Raw genomic sequence first — 14,896 nt, 5'->3', positions numbered from 1 at the left:
CCCATCGTACGGATGTGCGGAATCCGGCAAACCCCTCTATAGAGCTATCTTCCTCCGTCCCCCCACAGAGCTACCGGTCCTACTCGAACCGTGCCGCCAGCAGCACGACGTCCTCCGCGCCGCCCTCCCCGTCCGGCACCATCGCCCGCAGCACATGGTCCGCGACGGCCCCGGGGTCGCCCCGCAACGCCTTCGGCACCCCGGCGGCAGCCGCGTGCAGGCGCGTGAACGCGCGGTCCACGGGATCGCCGGTACGCCTGAGCAGCCCGTCCGTGTAGAGCAGAACCGTCTCTCCCGGTTCCGCCTCCAGCTCGACGCTCGGCGCCTCCCAGCAGGACAGCATGCCGAGCGGCGCGGAGACGGACGTCTCGACGAACTCCGTACGCCGGTCCCCGACGAGCAGCGGCGGGCAGTGTCCGGCCCCGGCGAGGGTGATCTTCCGCAGGGCCGGCTCGCAGTAGGCGAACAGCGCGGTGGCCGAGCGGGCGGGTTCGGTGAGCCGCAGGAGGAGTTCGAGGTCGGACAGGACGGCGACGGGGTCCTCGCCCTCCATCACGGCGTACGCGCGCAGGGAGGCCCGCAGCCGCCCCATCGCGGCGACGGCGCTGGGCCCGGCGCCGGTGACGGACCCGACGGACAGCCCGAGCGCGGCGTCCGGCAACGGCAGCGCGTCGTACCAGTCCCCGCCGCCCCGCGCCCCGCGCCGGTGCCGCACGGCGAGCTGCACCCCGGCCACGCGGGGCAACCGCGACGGCAGCAGTTCCTCGGCGATCGTCGCCATACACGCGCGCGTGCTCTCGACCTCCAGCAACCGCCCGACATGCGCCGCCGCGAACCGCAGGTACAACTCGACGAGATGCCGCCGCCGCTCGTCGGGAGCACCGGGTTCGTCGTACAGCCAGACAACGGCACCACAGAAGCCGGGCCGCGCCACGGGGTCGGGAGTGTCGCCGGCACTGCGAACACCGGGGACACGGACCCCTCCGGGGACGCCGGAGCTGCTGGGGATGCCGGAGCTGCTGGGGACACGGGAGTTGCCAGGACCGCCGGAGTCGCGGGAAGCGCCGGAAACACCGGGGGAGCCGGAGATGCCGATGCCGCCGGGCACGCCTCGCCCGCCGGAGACGCCGGAGACACCGGAGCCCTGGGAGTTGCCGGGAACGCCGGAGATGACGGCCCCGTCCAGCCCCCCGGCCCCGCTGAGCCCCCCGCCCGCACCGAGCCCCCCGGCCCCGCCAAGCTCGCCGCCCGCACCAAGCCCCCCGGAGACACCGCCTCCCGTCCCCGCCGGCCCCCCTCTCCCCGTCAGCCGCCCGAACCCGACCCCCGGCCCGCCCCCGGCGACCCCGCCCCCCGCATCCCGCTCCAGCCGCACCCCGTACACCGCCGCGTACCCCAACCGCCCCGCAACCTCGCGATGCCGTGGGTCCAGCCCCTCCTCCGCGAACAGGTCGGTGATGATCAGCTCCCGTTCCGTGCGGCCGTCGAGGAGCCGTCCGTGGGGGAGGGACGCGCGGGGGACCGTCTCCAGGCTGCCGAGGGCCGCGCGGTCGAGGCCGAGCGCGGTGGTCGTGGCGGGGCCGTCGGAGGGTTCGAGGGCGACCAGGCCGCGCGCCGCGCCGACGAGGGCCGCGCCCGCGCGCAGGAGCTCGTCGAGGGCCTCGGGGAGTGTGTCCGTACGGGAGACACGTTCCGTGAGTTCGTGGAGCGTCGTGAGGTCCGAGACCCAGCCGGCGAGCCGGTCCTGGAGGGCGGTGCCGGGTGCCGGTGTGCAGGTGGGGGCCGTGGAGGGCAGCGGGACGGCCGCGGCGGGCGGGCCCGCGGACACGGGCGCGGCAGTGTGGGCGGGTGCGGGAACCGTGGAATCGATTCCGGCCACTTTCGGAGGGTGAGGGGCGTTCATGGCGTCCGGCTCTCGAACCGGTGCGTTTTGCTCAAAAGCATCGCAAACCCCCATGTCATTCTGCTCATTCTGCACCGCCGGCAGTGTCACCACATCTACACGCACTCGTGATGGGATGTCCAGCATTGTCCTATCGGGATTCCCGGTGTCCGGGAGGTGCTCATGAACGGAGAGTGAGTCTTGGACAGAAATGCAAAGTTGGCTTAAAACCGCCTCGGGTTCCAGGCGATTGAGGTCGACTGGCCTTGTTCCACAGAGCGTCACACCGGTCGTGATGGGTACGTACTCGGTAGGGATTCAGGGGTGGTGCCAGCCGCCCGGAACCTGGTGACCCGACCCGGGCGTCATAGCCATCGACGACCGAGCCCCATCCTCCGTGGCGGAGGCGGAGAGAAATACGCGGGACGGCAAAACGCCAGACTTCGCCACCCCCCGCCATGCCCAGGCTTTTGCGCGACGCAGTTCAGGGGTTCCTCTTGCCCGGTGCAGGGGTGTGATGCGCCAACAGGTACGCACAGTGAAGTGATCGACACATGGTGTGATGTGGCCCACGGTGTTGCCAGCGGTGCAACGGAAAGGAACGAGCGCTCATGCGCGAGATCCTCGGAAGGCGACGCAGGCTTCTGTCCCAACGCGGCGACGGGATGCCTGAGTTGATCGAAGCAGCACTGACCTGCGCGACGCAGTGGCAGTGGCCGGTGCTCCCCGGCGCGCCGGCCGACCCCGAGAGCCGGTCCCGGTGCACCTGCCCCGACCCGGGCTGCACGATGCCCGGTGCGCACCCCTTCGACCCCGGCCTCCTCGCGGCGACCACCGACGGCCGGATGGTCCGCTGGTGGTGGACGAACCGCCCCGCCGCGCCGATCATCCTGGCGACCGGCGCGGGCGCGCCCTGCGCGATCAGCCTCCCCGCGCGCGCGGCGGCCCAGGCCCTCGTGGAACTCGACGCGAAGGGCATGCGCCTCGGCCCCGTCGTCGCCGCCCCCGCGCGCTGGGCGATCCTCGTCAAGCCGTACTCCATGGAACAGCTCGGCGAACTCCTGTACGCCAAGGACTACGTCCCGGGCTCGCTCCGCTTCCACGGCGAGGGTGGCTACCTCGCCCTCCCGCCCTCCCTCTCGGGCCAGGGGGACATCCGCTGGGAGCGCGCACCGCTGCCCGGCTCGGCCACGCCCTGGGTGCCCGACGTGGAGGCCGTGGTCGACACGGTCGTCGACGTCCTCACTCGTACGGGTGTGAGCGCCCCCGAGTTGTAGGGCCGCCCGGCGCGGAACGGGCCGTACGCGCACGCGTGCTCGTTATCTTCCGCCTATGAACCTTCGCCTCCTCGCCCTCGGTGCCACGGCCCTGTGCGCCGTCGTGCTCCCCCTGACCCTCGCGTCGGCGGGCCCGGTGGGTGAGGAGGGGAACGTGCTCGACGACGCCGTACGGACGGTCGTCCCCGCTCACGACGATCCCAAGCCGGCCGCCCCGAAGGAGCCCGCCCGGCTGCTCGGCCTCGGGATCGCCACCGCCGCGCGCTGCGGTCCCGAACTCGCCTCGCCGGACGGCGTGGAGGCGCAGACGTGCGTCCTGACGCAGGGCGCGGACACCTGGGCGCGTACCTACTACCGCAACGGCACCGGACGCGCCCTGGAGGCCGTCCTGAGCCTCCTGGGGCCCGACGGGCGGACGGTCGGGCTGCGGTGCGCCGCCGGCGCCGGGGACGAGCCCACGAGCTGTGAGACGCCGCGTGAGCGGACGCGGGGGGAGCTCGACGGCTACAGCGCCGTGTCGGAGTTCGCGCACGGGGGCGACGGGCCGCTCCTGCTGCGCTCCGGGAGCAACTCCGCACCGGACGCGGGGAGTTGACGCACCGCGCCGGACTGTGAAGCGGCGCGGGTTCTCCGGGAGGGCATGAAAAGACCCGGTTGCTGGCGACGGGGGATGCACCAGCAACCGGGCTACTCGAACCGTAACAAGAGATCGGCTCCAAGCAAATTCGATCCCGCGTTTTCTTTCGGGTTCCGGAGGCTTTCCGGACAACCGCTGAGCGGCGGTTTCCGGCGCCGACCGGCCTTACGGGGTACGGGAGTTGTGAGCGGAGTCACCCGCTCGGCCGAGTCCCGCGTCAGCTCAGGGTGACCTGGCGGTTCGTCAGGCCCCCGCGCGCGCGGCGCTCGTCCGGGGTCAGCGGGGCGTCCGTGGCCAGGGCCGTCGCGAGGCGCTCCGCGAACGCGGCGGCGGGCTTCTCGACGTCCTCCGCGCGGACCTCGCTCGGCAGGTCCCAGACCGGCACGGTCAGGCCGTGCGCCCGGAAGGAACCGACCAGACGCGTGCCCTCGCCGAGACCGGCGGCGCCGGCCGCGTGCAGGCGCGCGAGAGCGTCCAGAAGACGTTCCTCCGCGTACGGCATGACCCACCGCAGGTGGTTCTTGTCCGGCGTCTCGCACCAGTACGCGGCGTCCACGCCCGACAGCTTGACCGTCGGGATCACGGCCTCGTTCGCGCGCTCCAGGGACGCCGTCACGTCCGCCGTCGCGTGCTCCGTGTCCGGCACCCAGAAGTCGAAGCCGGTCCGGACAACTGGCTCGAACCCGCCTTCGGGATCCAGCAGATCCTGGAGCCGGGGACCGTCGGCGGGCGTACGGCGACCCTGTACGGGCGTACCCGGCTCGGCCTCCAGTGCGCGCAGGAGGTTGTCGGCGAGGTCCCGGCTGACGTCCCCGGACGCGGTGTCGTTCTGGAGGCCCAGCAGCACGGACCCGTCGTCACGGCGCAGCGCCGGCCACGCCATCGGCAGCACGGTGGCGAGCGTCACGGAGGGCACTCCGTCCGGCAGCCCGCCCTTGAGCGTCAGCTCGGCGGTGGCGGCGGGCACCAGCTCCCTGAGCGCGACCCAGTCGCACTCCCCCGCGAGCCCCTCGAACGGCCGGTGCACCAGCTCGGTGACCGCCTGCGCCGCCGCCCGGCCGTGACACGCCTTGTACCGACGGCCGCTGTTGCAGGGACACGGCTCCCGCGCCCCCACGACCGGAATCTCTCCGTCGGTCGCCTGAGGCCCCTGGGCCTTGGTCTGGGGTCGCTTCTTGGCCATCGACTGTCTCCCGGGTACGGCTGGTCTGGTACGCCGGGAGCCTAGTCGAGATCGTCGAAGTCCAGCCCTGTCAACGACGGCGTCACCCCGTCGGCGAAGTCCGTGCGCGCGTCCGGGTCGTGGACGTCGTTGTGGACGACCACCCAGACCGTGACCTCGCCGTGGATGTCGTCGCGCACCCCCCAGTCGTGCGCGAGCGCGGAGATGATGTTCAGCCCCCGGCCGCCGTGCGCGGTGACGGAGGGGTGGGCCGGGGAGGGGCGGGTCGGGCCGCCGCCGTCCGTGACCTCGACGACCAGCCGCCCCCGCGCGTCGACGCGCCAGGCCGCGCGGACGTCGCCGTCGCCCGCGAGCGCGTCACCCAGCGGCCGTCCGTGCTTGCACGCGTTGCTGAGCAGTTCCGACAGGATCAGTACGGCGTCGTCGATGACCGCCTCGGAGACCCCGCCGCCGCGCAGCTGGTCCCGCATACGGTGTCTCGCCGCGCCCACGCCCGCAGGGCCATGCGACACGGCCATGCTCGACGACGTGGGCACCTCTTGTGCCACCACCAACGCCACCCCCGAGACCTCCTTCGCCCCACGCCACCGAGTGGATGCCCCCTTGGCCTGTACCGGAAACCGGTGGATGTCCGTCCGCTGACGCATTCTTCACACCGGTACACGCACCGAACGCGCCGGTGCACACCCCGTGACGGTCACAGCGGGTCTACCGGGCGCCGAGATGCCGCAGCACGGCCCCCGGCCGGTTCGTGATGATCGCGTCGACCCCCAGCCCCACGCACAGGTCGACGTCCTCCTCCTCGTTGACCGTCCACACGTGCACCTGGTGCCCCGCCCGCTTCAGCCGCTCCACGTACGCGGGATGACTGCGCACGATCCGCATCGACGGCCCCGCGATCCCCACCCCCACCGGCAGCCGCCCGTCCCGCAGCCGGGGCGAGACGAACTGCATCAGGTACACGGTCGGCAGCGTCGGCGACGCCGCGCGCACGCGGTGCAGCGACCGCGCCGAGAAGCTCATGATCCGTACGGCGGACTCGGCCGGATCGGCCGGAGCGTCCAGCCCGAACCGCTTCAGCAGCGCGAGGAGCCGCTCCTCCACCTGTCCGGCCCAACGCGTCGGGTGCTTCGTCTCGATCGCCAGCTCCACCGGCCGCCCCGCGTCCGCGACGAGTTCGAGAAGCCGCTCCAGCGTCAGCACGGACGTGTGCTCACGGTCCTCGGGGCGGAACTCCCAGTCGGGCTCCTCCTCGTCCCCCACGCGCGCGCGGGCGGCCCGTTTCGTCTTCCAGGAGCCGAAGTCGAGCGTGTTCAGCTCGGCCAGCTCCAGCGCGGACACCGCCCCGCGCCCGTTGGACGTCCGGTTGACGCGCCGGTCGTGCACACAGACGAGGTGCCCGTCCGCGGTCAGCCGTACGTCGCACTCGAGCGCGTCCGCGCCGTCCTCGACGGCCTTGCGGTACGCGGCGAGGGTGTGCTCGGGGGCCTCCTCGGAGGCGCCTCGGTGGGCGACTACCTGGATGTGGTGCTGCCGTGCGTGGGTCACCGCGCCATGGTCCCATCGGCGCGGGGTGTGCGAGATCCGGGACGTGCGTCTGAGAACCGTCTGAGATGTTCTGCGTGAGTGCCCGGTATGTCCGTCGTATCATCCGATATCCCACATAAGGAAGCCTCGCCGACCCACAGGCACCGCTTATGGTGCTCTGACGGCCTGTGGGAAAAGCTTGAAGCGTAGAGGCAACGCACACTCGACAGACAGCCGTGGACCGAGGAGAAGACGCTGTGAGCACCGAGAACGAGGGCACCGCGGTACCCCCGGCCCCGTCCGCACCTCCCGTGCCGGTGGACTCTCCGACGACGTCCGCGGACGCGGGCGTGCGGGACGCGGCGCCGACCGCGCAGCTGCCGAAGACGGCACCGGAACCGCCTGCGGGCGCGGGTGCCGAGGGTGACTGGCCCCCGCCGGCCCCCCAGCAGCAGCCCGCCCAGGACCCGTACGCGCACACGCAGAGCGCCCCCCGGACGCCCCAGCCCCCGAGCGCGGCCCCGTACGACAACTACGGCACCGCCCCCGCGCCGACCGCCGTCGACGCCTCGTGGCCTCCCCCGGCCCCGCCCGTCCCGTCGTACGCGGACGGCGGCGCGGGAGCCGGCGGTGCGTGGGGCGCGGCGTACGGGCAGGAGCCCGCGCCCCGGCGCAAGGGGCGCGGCGGGCTCGTCGCGGCGGTCCTCGCGGCGGCCCTCGTCGCCGGTGGCCTCGGTGGCGCGATCGGCTACACGATGGCCAAGGACAACGACGACAGCGGCTCGACGACCGTCTCCGCCTCCGACAGCGGCGGCTCGGTCAAGCGCGACGCCGGCACGGTCGCGGGGGTCGCCCAGCGCGCGCTCCCCAGCACCGTCACCATCCAGGCCGAGTCCAGCAGCGGCGACGGCGGCACCGGCACCGGGTTCGTCTTCGACACGCAGGGGCACATCGTCACCAACAACCACGTCGTCGCCGAGGCGGTCGACGGCGGCAAGGTGACGGCGACGTTCCCGAACGGCAAGAGGTACGACGCGGAGGTCGTCGGCCACGCGCAGGGGTACGACGTGGCCGTCATCAAGCTCAAGAACGCGCCCTCGGACCTGAAGCCGCTCACCCTCGGCGACTCCGACAAGGTCGCCGTCGGCGACTCGACGATCGCGATCGGCGCCCCCTTCGGGCTGTCCAACACGGTCACGACCGGCATCATCAGCGCGAAGAACCGTCCCGTCGCCTCCTCGGACGGCAGCGGCAGCAGCAGCTCGTACATGAGCGCGCTCCAGACGGACGCCTCGATCAACCCCGGCAACTCCGGCGGCCCCCTCCTGGACGCGCAGGGCAACGTCATCGGCATCAACTCCGCGATCCAGTCGAGCAGTTCCGGCGGCCTCGGCACCGGTCAGGCCGGCTCGATCGGCCTCGGCTTCGCCATCCCGATCAACCAGGCGAAGTACGTCGCCCAGCAGCTGATCAAGACCGGCAAGCCGGTGTACGCGAAGATCGGCGCGTCCGTGTCGCTGGAGGAGGGCACCGGCGGCGCGAAGATCAGCGACCAGGGTTCGGTGGAGGCGGGCGGCCCCGCCGCGAAGGCCGGCCTCAAGGCGGGCGACGTCATCACCAAGCTCGACGACACGGTCATCGACTCCGGCCCGACCCTGATCGGCGAGATCTGGACGCACAAGCCGGGTGACCAGGTGACGATCACCTACGAACGCGGCGGCAAGACCCAGACCGCCGAACTGACACTGGCATCGCGAACGGGCGACAGCTGACGGTTCTGCTGTGCGGGTAAGGGGCGCTCTCCGTGGAGGGCGCCCCTTACCCGTTGGGGGTGAGGCCGGCGACGCTTACTGGCTGACCCACCTCGAAGCTCTCCCCCGTACCCGCCAAGCCATGCCGCGCGCCGAGGCCCGCGCGCACGTGGAGGCGGCATCTGGACGGCAGCTCCCCGGAGGAGGCATTCGGCCCGGCCGACGTCTACGCCCTCCAACGCGCCGACGGTCCTCGCCGTACGCGCCGCTTGGCCCACCGCGAGCGCAACGCGACAAACGGCCTTCACCGCCTTGGCTGTTGCCCTCTCCTGGGACGAACTCGACCCGTCGTCATCGATGTTCTGGGTATACGCCGCGGGCCTCACATGCCTGATCGGGTACACGGCTCTCAGGTGGCTGCGCCCGGACAAGTCTTAGGTGTGGGTGGTCTGCGCGGAGGAACGATCGCCGACCGAGAAGGTGGATTCCGCCACGCTCCCGATGTGGACCCGTGCGGACGGCTCGGGTTTCTGCGTGAGGAAGTCCCGCAGGGTACGGCCGGTCGGCGCGATGTGGGGTGTGACGGCGACCAGCAGCGCGCCGCCGACGACCACGGCGGCGAGCCTGCCGGCGTCCCCGAGCAGCGAGACCAGCGGCGGGACGGCCACCAGCAGGAACGCCAGCGTGAAGAAGGTGGGTACGTGTTCCCGGTCCTGCTTCCTGCGCGCCGCCGACCGCTCGTGGAACTCGACGTCCCCCTCGTCGTTGTGCGCGAGCACCTTCCAGCCGGACACGTCGGGCGCGGACACGGACAGCCGTAGCGCCAGGGTCTGCCCCCGCTCCAACTGGGCGACGCTGAACACCACTTCACCGGCGTCCTGCTCCCGCTCGGGCCGCCGGACCACGCCCATCTCCCGCTCAGGCGCGGACGTGGCCGTGGCCTCGATGACCTGAGCCCCCGTCGGCAGCCGGAACCTCAACTGCTCGTCCTTCACGACCCGGTTGCCGGTGTTCTCGACCCGGAACTCGATGGAACTGAGCCCTTCGATGGAGACCCCGTTGTAGCTGAGCCGCAGCCGCTGCCGGATCGAATCGTCCGTGGAGACCATCGCGTTGTGCACCTCGGCCTCCCACGACAGCCGCTTCACCGGCTCCCGCCGCATCTTCACCCGCTCGATGGCCACGGTCCCGAGCACCCCGACGACGGTCCCCACGACGGCCACGACGAGATTCTGCTGAAACTCACTGAGCCCAGCGGCCAAGACCACACCCGACCCCATACCCGTACGCCCCTCCCGTCGGCCAGCGAGGTCACGATAACCACTCGACCCCCTGCCGGGGTGGCGAGTCGGCGACGACCTTGTGAGGTTCTCCACCCCACCCACCACGCACGCCGCGGCCCCCCGCCGCCGGGTACGCTGTACCCGCTCCGTCCCAGGTGGAACCGGAGCGAGGTGGGTTGCCCGAGCGGCCTAAGGGAACGGTCTTGAAAACCGTCGTGGCAGCGATGTCACCGTGGGTTCAAATCCCACACCCACCGCAGGTGAGAAGGGGTGCTCCTCGGGAGAGGGGCGCCCCTTCCGGGTTGGGTCAGAGTTCGTTGTCGTGGGCCAGGTCCTCCCACTCCAGGGCGCGTAGGCGCTTGTCCGCGTCCGTGCCCGTCGGGACCTGGGGGGTCTGCTGGAACCAGACGACCGTGAGGGTGGAGCGGTGGAGGACGGGGTCGAGGGCGGGGGAGACCGGGGTGGAGTGGAAGGAGGCCACGCAGGCCACCGGGGGGAGGACCTCCATGGGGCCGAAGGGGCCCTTGGGGTTGTCGGTGGGGTATTCGCGCGGGGGTTCCACCAGGTGGACCGGCGTACGGGGGGTGTCTCGTTCCGCGCCCCGCAGCAGGCCGTTGATCTTCATGTCGTTCACGCGGGCGCAGGGGTAGCCCTCCAGCAGGCCGCCGTACGTGGAGGAGAGCCGGATGTCGGAGAGTTCGACCGCACGGCCGGACAGGAGAACGACTCGGGTCAGGGACATGGTCGGAAACCTTAGGCGTGTCGTGGGCCGGAGTTCCCACTTTTACCTACGAAAGCGCTCCTTTTCGCTACCGGGCGCTCCGATTCGCGCCGTTTCGGGGGTAGTTCGGGGGGTGGGGCGCGGATCTTGGTATGGGGCTTCCGCACCGCTGTACGTCCCCGGCGACCTCACCCCCGTACGCCTCCCTCCCCTCGCCACCCCGTAAGTCGAGCCGCCGACGCCAGAGTTGACCGCGCCTCCCGCTCCGTCAGCCCCGTTCGGAGCGCCGCTTCGAGCAACTCCCCCGACAGGGCAAGCCCGTTCTCGTACGCGCGGCAAGCCGCCCAGAACAGGCGGGTGTTGCGTTGGCCTTCGTGAGCGGAGAGGACGAACTGGACCAGCCCCTGGCCGTGTTGGGACTCCGCCCCGGCGTTGGAGCCCGACCCGGACCCGGTGTTGGAGCCAGACCCGGCTCCGGAGCCCGCCCCGACCCCTGGCCCGGCTCCGGAGCCCGACCCCGCCCTGGACCTACACCCGCCCCCGGAGCCCGTCCCGTACCCGGACTCGGCGTTGGAGCCCGACCCGGAGCCAGACCCCGAACCGGACCCGCCCCCGGACCCCGCCCCGGCGCCACCCCCACCCCCGGCGCTGGCGTGCGAACCCCCCACCCGCCCCGGCGCAACCAGCAGCCGCAGAAGCGCCCGAGGGCACGCCGCCGGTGCCAGATGCCCCGTCCCCGGAGCCACCCCGTACACCCCCCGCTCCGTACGGGACCCCGGCCCGACCAGATAACCCCCCGCCCCCCGGATATCGATCCCCGGCGCGAGCCGCCCCGCCGAGTTGGGGACGACGACGTCCGGCGGCCCGGTGAGCCAGAGGTGGCGGCCTCCGGACGGCGTGATGACGACGACCGTCGGCGGGATGGTGAAGAGGTGACGCAGGCCCAACTCCCGCAGCGCGGCGCTGGAATCGGTGTCCCCCTTCGTATCGAGGTCGACCCCGATGAGCCGATGCGGCGGCAGCCCGCAGGCGATGCCGTACCCGGTCGCCCAGGGAGCCATCGCGAAGAGCGCGCGGATCCGCGCCGGATCGGTCGTCGCGTCGTACACCCCGTGCCCGGGGCGCCCGCATTCGCCGTGGCAGGGCGGGGTGCCGGGGGGATCGAGGCGGTGGGGGGAGCGCAGCGCCGGGAGCTTGGTGCGGGACAGGGGGATGACGGCCAGGCCGCGTTCGGCGGCCGAGAGCGCGTGGGCGAGGGCCAGCGTGGTGGCCTGCCGGTCGGTGGTGGCCATGCCCCCAGTTTCGCACACCCGTTCGAAAAGCGGGAGGGGGCGCAGACCTGGACGGCGGTACGGGAGCCCGCCGCCGACCGGACTGCCGGAACGCTTCACCTCATGGGGCGTACGGGATACGGCCCCCACGACGCGCCCGGGAAGCGACGGCTCGCGAAGAACGGTAGTGAAAGGGGTTTATCGACTGGTCATCACGCTTGCGTGCTAATCGGGCCTTAGGGGGTGGTTGTCCGGGGGTCCGGTGGGCAACTCTGATCTCGCGACGTCGTCACCACCACCGGGACGGTCGGCCAACTGCCCCGGTAACAGCCGTAGTTCATGCAATCCCGGCCTCAGGCCGGGTTCTCTGGAGGAACAACATGGCAAGCATCCGTACCGCCCGCATCGTCGCCGCCGTCTCCGCCCTCCCGCTCGCCGCCGCTCTCTTCACCGGCGTCGCGGCGGCGGACAACGGCGGCTTCGCGGACGACGGATCGAACGCGGGCGTCGCCAGCATCATCGGCAGCGGCGTGGCCGGTAACAACAACGGCAACTCGTCCACCACGCAGCAGAACGCCGTGGGCTCCGGCGCGACCAACCAGAGCAACACGGCCCAGGTGAACGGCTCCGCGTTCACGGCCATCAACCAGGGCAACCACAACGTGCAGGTCACCTTCGCCCCGCTGTGGTGGTGACCCGCTGAACCGGGAGGGCCGGCGCACCGGCACCGGCCCTCCGACCGAGCGTGGGGTGTGTTCACCGGGGTGGTAGACGCCTGCGCGGCGAGGCTCTCGGGCTTCGCCGCGCAGGCGTCTGCGCGCACTCCAGAGCGCTTCAACCGGCGGGCTGTCCTTGACAGTTCAGATGATCTGACGGACAGTCAGAAATCTTCCAGCCGGGGGGAGCGAGCCATGCCGGACGATTCCTACGAGCAACAGCTCAAGGCGTACGAGGGCCTGCCCGCGACCGTCGCCGGACTCGCCAAGGACCCCGTGAACGCCCCCATGATCCGCCACTGGTGCGAGGCCCTCGGCGACACGAACCCCGCGTACACCGGCCCCGACCCGATCGCCCCGCCCACGATGCTCCAGGTCTGGACGATGGGCGGCCTCCCCGGACACCCGTCCCGCACGGACGCGTACGAGCAACTCCTCGCGCTGCTCGACGAGTTCGGCTGCACGGCGGTCGTCGCGACCGACTCGGAGCAGGAGTACGTCCGTCCCCTGCGCGTCGGCGAACGGGTCACGTTCGACTCGGTGATCGAGTCGGTGTCGGCGCGCAAGTCCACGAAGCTCGGCGTCGGCCACTTCGTCACCACCCGTACCGATCTCCGCGTGGAGACCGGCGAGTTGATCGGAACGCACCGCTTCCGCATCCTCAAGTACGCGCCGGTGAAGGCCGCCCAGGACACCCCCCGCCGCCCCCGCCCGGTCATCAACCGCGACAACTCCCCTTTCTGGGACGGCATCCGGCACCACCGCCTCCTCCTCCAGCGCTGCACCGCCTGCACGACCCTCCGCTTCCCCTGGCTCCCCGGCTGCACGGAATGCGGCTCCCCGGACTGGGACACGCGGGAGGCGTCCGGCGAGGGGACGGTCTACTCGTACGTCGTCATGCACCACCCCCCGTTCCCGGCCTTCGACCCCCCGTACGCGGTGGCCCTCGTCGAACTCGCGGAAGGGCCGAGGCTGGTGAGCAACGTGATCGGCGTGCCGTACGACAAGGTCCGCATCGGGATGCCGGTGACGCTCGAATTCCGGGCGTACGACGAGGAGTTGACGCTTCCGGTGTTCCGCGCGGGGGAGGGCTCGGCATGAGGGAAGGCGACCGAATCCCGCCGCTCGTCATCGAGATCACCCGCACGCTGATCGTCGCCGGTGCCATCGCGTCCCGCGACTACCAGGACGTCCACCACGACCCCGAAGCCGCCCGCGCCAAGGGCTCCCCGGACATCTTCATGAACATCCTCACGACCAACGGCCTTGTGGGCAGGTACATCACGGACCACTTCGGGCCCAACTCCCGGTTGCGCAAGGTCGCCATCAGGTTGGGAGCCCCCAACTACCCCGGAGACACCATGCGGTTGACGGGGCGGATCGAACGGGTCGAGGGCGACGAGGTGACGGTCCGGGTCACCGGCGAGAACAGCCGGGGACGGCACGTGACGGCGACGGTGGTACTCACCGAGGGGGACGCGGTATGAGCACCCTCGCCGGACGCGCGGCCATCGTCGGCATCGGTGCCACCGAGTTCACCAAGGACTCGGGCCGCAGCGAACTCCGCCTGGCCGCAGAGGCCGTACGCGCCGCGATAGCCGACGCCGGTCTCCAACCGGCGGACGTCGACGGCATGGTGACGTTCACGATGGACACGAACCCCGAGATCACCCTCGCGCAGGCGTGCGGGATAGGCGAGTTGGGGTTCTTCGCGCGCGTCCACTACGGCGGTGGCGCGGCGTGCGCGACGGTCCTGCAAGCGGCGATGGCGGTGGCGACGGGAGTCGCGGAGGTCGTCGTCTGCTACCGCGCCTTCAACGAACGCTCGGGCCGCAGGTTCGGCTCGGGGGTGACCCGGCGTGAGCCGTCCGCGGAAGGCGTCGCCCTCGGCTGGACCCTCCCCTTCGGCCTCCTCACCCCCGCGTCGTGGGTGGCGATGACGGCCCAGAGGTACCTGCACACGTACGGCCTGACTCCAGAGGCGTACGGCCACGTGGCGGTCGTCGACCGCAGGCACGCCGCCACCAACCCCGCCGCGTACTTCTACGGTCGTCCCATCACCCTGGAGGACCACGCGGCGTCGCGCTGGATCGTCGAACCCCTGCGCCTCCTCGACTGCTGCCAGGAGACGGACGGCGGCCAGGCGCTGATCGTGACGACCCCGGAGCGCGCGCGGGACCTGGCGCGGCCCCCCGTACTCGTCGCGGCGGCGGCGCAGGGCGCGGCGAAGGGGCAGGAGGCGATGACCGGCTTCTACCGGGGTGACCTGGCGGGACTCCCCGAGATGGGGGTGGTCGCGCGGAAACTCTGGCGCGCCTCCGGGCTGACGGCCGCCGACATCGACGTAGGCATCCTCTACGACCACTTCACGCCGTTCGTCCTCATGCAGCTGGAGGAGTTCGGGTTCTGTGGTCCTGGAGAGGGAGGGGACTACGTCGCCGAGGAGCGGCTTCCCCTGAACACGCACGGGGGGCAGCTCGGGGAGGCGTACCTCCACGGTATGAACGGTATCGCCGAGGCCGTACGGCAGCTGCGCGGGACGGCCGTCAACCAGGTGCCCGGCGCCCGGACCGCGCTCGTCACGGCGGGTACCGGGGTGCCTACGTCGGGTCTGGTCCTTACGGCGGACAGATGATTCCCCAGGGGTC

14 protein-coding genes and 1 tRNA gene are annotated in these 14,896 nt (G+C 71.7%); 8 read left to right on the top strand and 7 right to left on the bottom strand.

The features are described 5' to 3' along the window. Positions 1-79 precede the first annotated feature (79 nt). Positions 80-1,903: a PP2C family protein-serine/threonine phosphatase gene (locus ACQCO7_RS20955; protein ID WP_464073291.1), complete on the bottom strand. Its 1,824-nt coding sequence runs from the start codon at positions 1,901-1,903 to the stop codon at positions 80-82. A gap of 590 nt (positions 1,904-2,493) precedes the next feature. Between ACQCO7_RS20955 and ACQCO7_RS20950 the strand changes: the two genes are divergently transcribed. Both ACQCO7_RS20950 and ACQCO7_RS20945 read left to right on the top strand, forming a co-directional pair. After that, entirely contained in the window at positions 2,494-3,159 is a 666-nt protein-coding gene (locus ACQCO7_RS20950) for a bifunctional DNA primase/polymerase (protein ID WP_464073290.1), read from the top strand. A 55-nt stretch (positions 3,160-3,214) separates the two neighbouring features. Then, positions 3,215-3,754: a hypothetical protein gene (locus tag ACQCO7_RS20945; RefSeq protein ID WP_464073289.1), complete on the top strand. Its 540-nt coding sequence runs from the start codon at positions 3,215-3,217 to the stop codon at positions 3,752-3,754. Positions 3,755-4,013: 259 nt separating this feature from the next. On the opposite strand, the gene ACQCO7_RS20940 is transcribed toward ACQCO7_RS20945, so the two are convergent. The 3 genes from ACQCO7_RS20940 to ACQCO7_RS20930 form a co-directional block, all read right to left on the bottom strand. Next, the gene (locus tag ACQCO7_RS20940) at positions 4,014-4,979 is read right to left on the bottom strand and encodes a DUF5926 family protein (protein ID WP_464073288.1); all 966 of its coding nucleotides are present in this window, start codon (positions 4,977-4,979) and stop codon (positions 4,014-4,016) included. Positions 4,980-5,020: 41 nt separating this feature from the next. Continuing rightward, a complete protein-coding gene (locus ACQCO7_RS20935; RefSeq protein WP_063133262.1) occupies positions 5,021-5,626 on the bottom strand; it encodes an ATP-binding protein in 606 nt (201 codons plus the stop codon). 61 nt (positions 5,627-5,687) lie between these two features. Continuing rightward, entirely contained in the window at positions 5,688-6,527 is an 840-nt protein-coding gene (locus ACQCO7_RS20930) for a glycerophosphodiester phosphodiesterase (RefSeq protein WP_464073287.1), read from the bottom strand. A 236-nt stretch (positions 6,528-6,763) separates the two neighbouring features. On the opposite strand from ACQCO7_RS20930, the gene ACQCO7_RS20925 reads away from it, so the two are divergent. Beyond that, positions 6,764-8,278 (top strand): S1C family serine protease, encoded by a 1,515-nt coding sequence (locus ACQCO7_RS20925; RefSeq protein WP_464073286.1) that lies wholly within the window; start codon positions 6,764-6,766, stop codon positions 8,276-8,278. A 413-nt stretch (positions 8,279-8,691) separates the two neighbouring features. Here ACQCO7_RS20925 and ACQCO7_RS20920 read toward each other — a convergent pair whose 3' ends face one another. Continuing rightward, positions 8,692-9,480: a hypothetical protein gene (locus tag ACQCO7_RS20920; protein WP_464073285.1), complete on the bottom strand. Its 789-nt coding sequence runs from the start codon at positions 9,478-9,480 to the stop codon at positions 8,692-8,694. Between the two features lie 230 nt (positions 9,481-9,710). On the opposite strand from ACQCO7_RS20920, the gene ACQCO7_RS20915 reads away from it, so the two are divergent. Next, a tRNA-Ser gene (locus tag ACQCO7_RS20915) sits at positions 9,711-9,797 on the top strand. A 50-nt stretch (positions 9,798-9,847) separates the two neighbouring features. Here ACQCO7_RS20915 and ACQCO7_RS20910 read toward each other — a convergent pair. Next, positions 9,848-10,282: a hypothetical protein gene (locus ACQCO7_RS20910; RefSeq protein WP_464073284.1), complete on the bottom strand. Its 435-nt coding sequence runs from the start codon at positions 10,280-10,282 to the stop codon at positions 9,848-9,850. 167 nt (positions 10,283-10,449) lie between these two features. Next, complete coding sequence (locus ACQCO7_RS20905) at positions 10,450-11,553, bottom strand: bifunctional DNA primase/polymerase (RefSeq protein WP_464073283.1); 1,104 nt, start codon at positions 11,551-11,553, stop codon at positions 10,450-10,452. Between the two features lie 359 nt (positions 11,554-11,912). On the opposite strand from ACQCO7_RS20905, the gene ACQCO7_RS20900 reads away from it, so the two are divergent. From ACQCO7_RS20900 to ACQCO7_RS20885, 4 genes are all read left to right on the top strand, one after another. Further along, a complete protein-coding gene (locus ACQCO7_RS20900) occupies positions 11,913-12,227 on the top strand; it encodes a hypothetical protein (RefSeq protein WP_464073282.1) in 315 nt (104 codons plus the stop codon). A 216-nt stretch (positions 12,228-12,443) separates the two neighbouring features. Next, positions 12,444-13,349, top strand: coding sequence for a bifunctional MaoC family dehydratase N-terminal/OB-fold nucleic acid binding domain-containing protein (locus ACQCO7_RS20895; RefSeq protein WP_464073281.1), 906 nt, complete (start codon positions 12,444-12,446; stop codon positions 13,347-13,349). After that, complete coding sequence (locus ACQCO7_RS20890; protein WP_464073280.1) at positions 13,346-13,735, top strand: MaoC family dehydratase; 390 nt, start codon at positions 13,346-13,348, stop codon at positions 13,733-13,735. The genes ACQCO7_RS20895 and ACQCO7_RS20890 overlap by 4 nt, the downstream gene beginning before the upstream one ends. Beyond that, positions 13,732-14,883 (top strand): lipid-transfer protein, encoded by a 1,152-nt coding sequence (locus ACQCO7_RS20885; protein WP_464073279.1) that lies wholly within the window; start codon positions 13,732-13,734, stop codon positions 14,881-14,883. The genes ACQCO7_RS20890 and ACQCO7_RS20885 overlap by 4 nt, the downstream gene beginning before the upstream one ends. Positions 14,884-14,896: the final 13 nt, after the last annotated feature.

It is taken from the genome of Streptomyces saintjeani (assembly GCF_055409605.1).
This window is presented reverse-complemented; position numbering and strand designations above follow the sequence as displayed.

Bases quoted from the DNA above. Each gene is read 5' to 3' on its own strand.
- ACQCO7_RS20955 (WP_464073291.1), bottom strand. From the start codon at position 1,903: ATGAACGCCCCTCACCCTCCGAAAGTGGCCGGAATCGATTCCACGGTT.
- ACQCO7_RS20950 (WP_464073290.1), top strand. From the start codon at position 2,494: ATGCGCGAGATCCTCGGAAGGCGACGCAGGCTTCTGTCCCAACGCGGC.
- ACQCO7_RS20945 (WP_464073289.1), top strand. From the start codon at position 3,215: ATGAACCTTCGCCTCCTCGCCCTCGGTGCCACGGCCCTGTGCGCCGTC.
- ACQCO7_RS20940 (WP_464073288.1), bottom strand. From the start codon at position 4,979: ATGGCCAAGAAGCGACCCCAGACCAAGGCCCAGGGGCCTCAGGCGACC.
- ACQCO7_RS20935 (WP_063133262.1), bottom strand. From the start codon at position 5,626: ATGCGTCAGCGGACGGACATCCACCGGTTTCCGGTACAGGCCAAGGGG.
- ACQCO7_RS20910 (WP_464073284.1), bottom strand. From the start codon at position 10,282: ATGTCCCTGACCCGAGTCGTTCTCCTGTCCGGCCGTGCGGTCGAACTC.
- ACQCO7_RS20905 (WP_464073283.1), bottom strand. From the start codon at position 11,553: ATGGCCACCACCGACCGGCAGGCCACCACGCTGGCCCTCGCCCACGCG.
- ACQCO7_RS20900 (WP_464073282.1), top strand. From the start codon at position 11,913: ATGGCAAGCATCCGTACCGCCCGCATCGTCGCCGCCGTCTCCGCCCTC.
- ACQCO7_RS20895 (WP_464073281.1), top strand. From the start codon at position 12,444: ATGCCGGACGATTCCTACGAGCAACAGCTCAAGGCGTACGAGGGCCTG.
- ACQCO7_RS20890 (WP_464073280.1), top strand. From the start codon at position 13,346: ATGAGGGAAGGCGACCGAATCCCGCCGCTCGTCATCGAGATCACCCGC.
- ACQCO7_RS20885 (WP_464073279.1), top strand. From the start codon at position 13,732: ATGAGCACCCTCGCCGGACGCGCGGCCATCGTCGGCATCGGTGCCACC.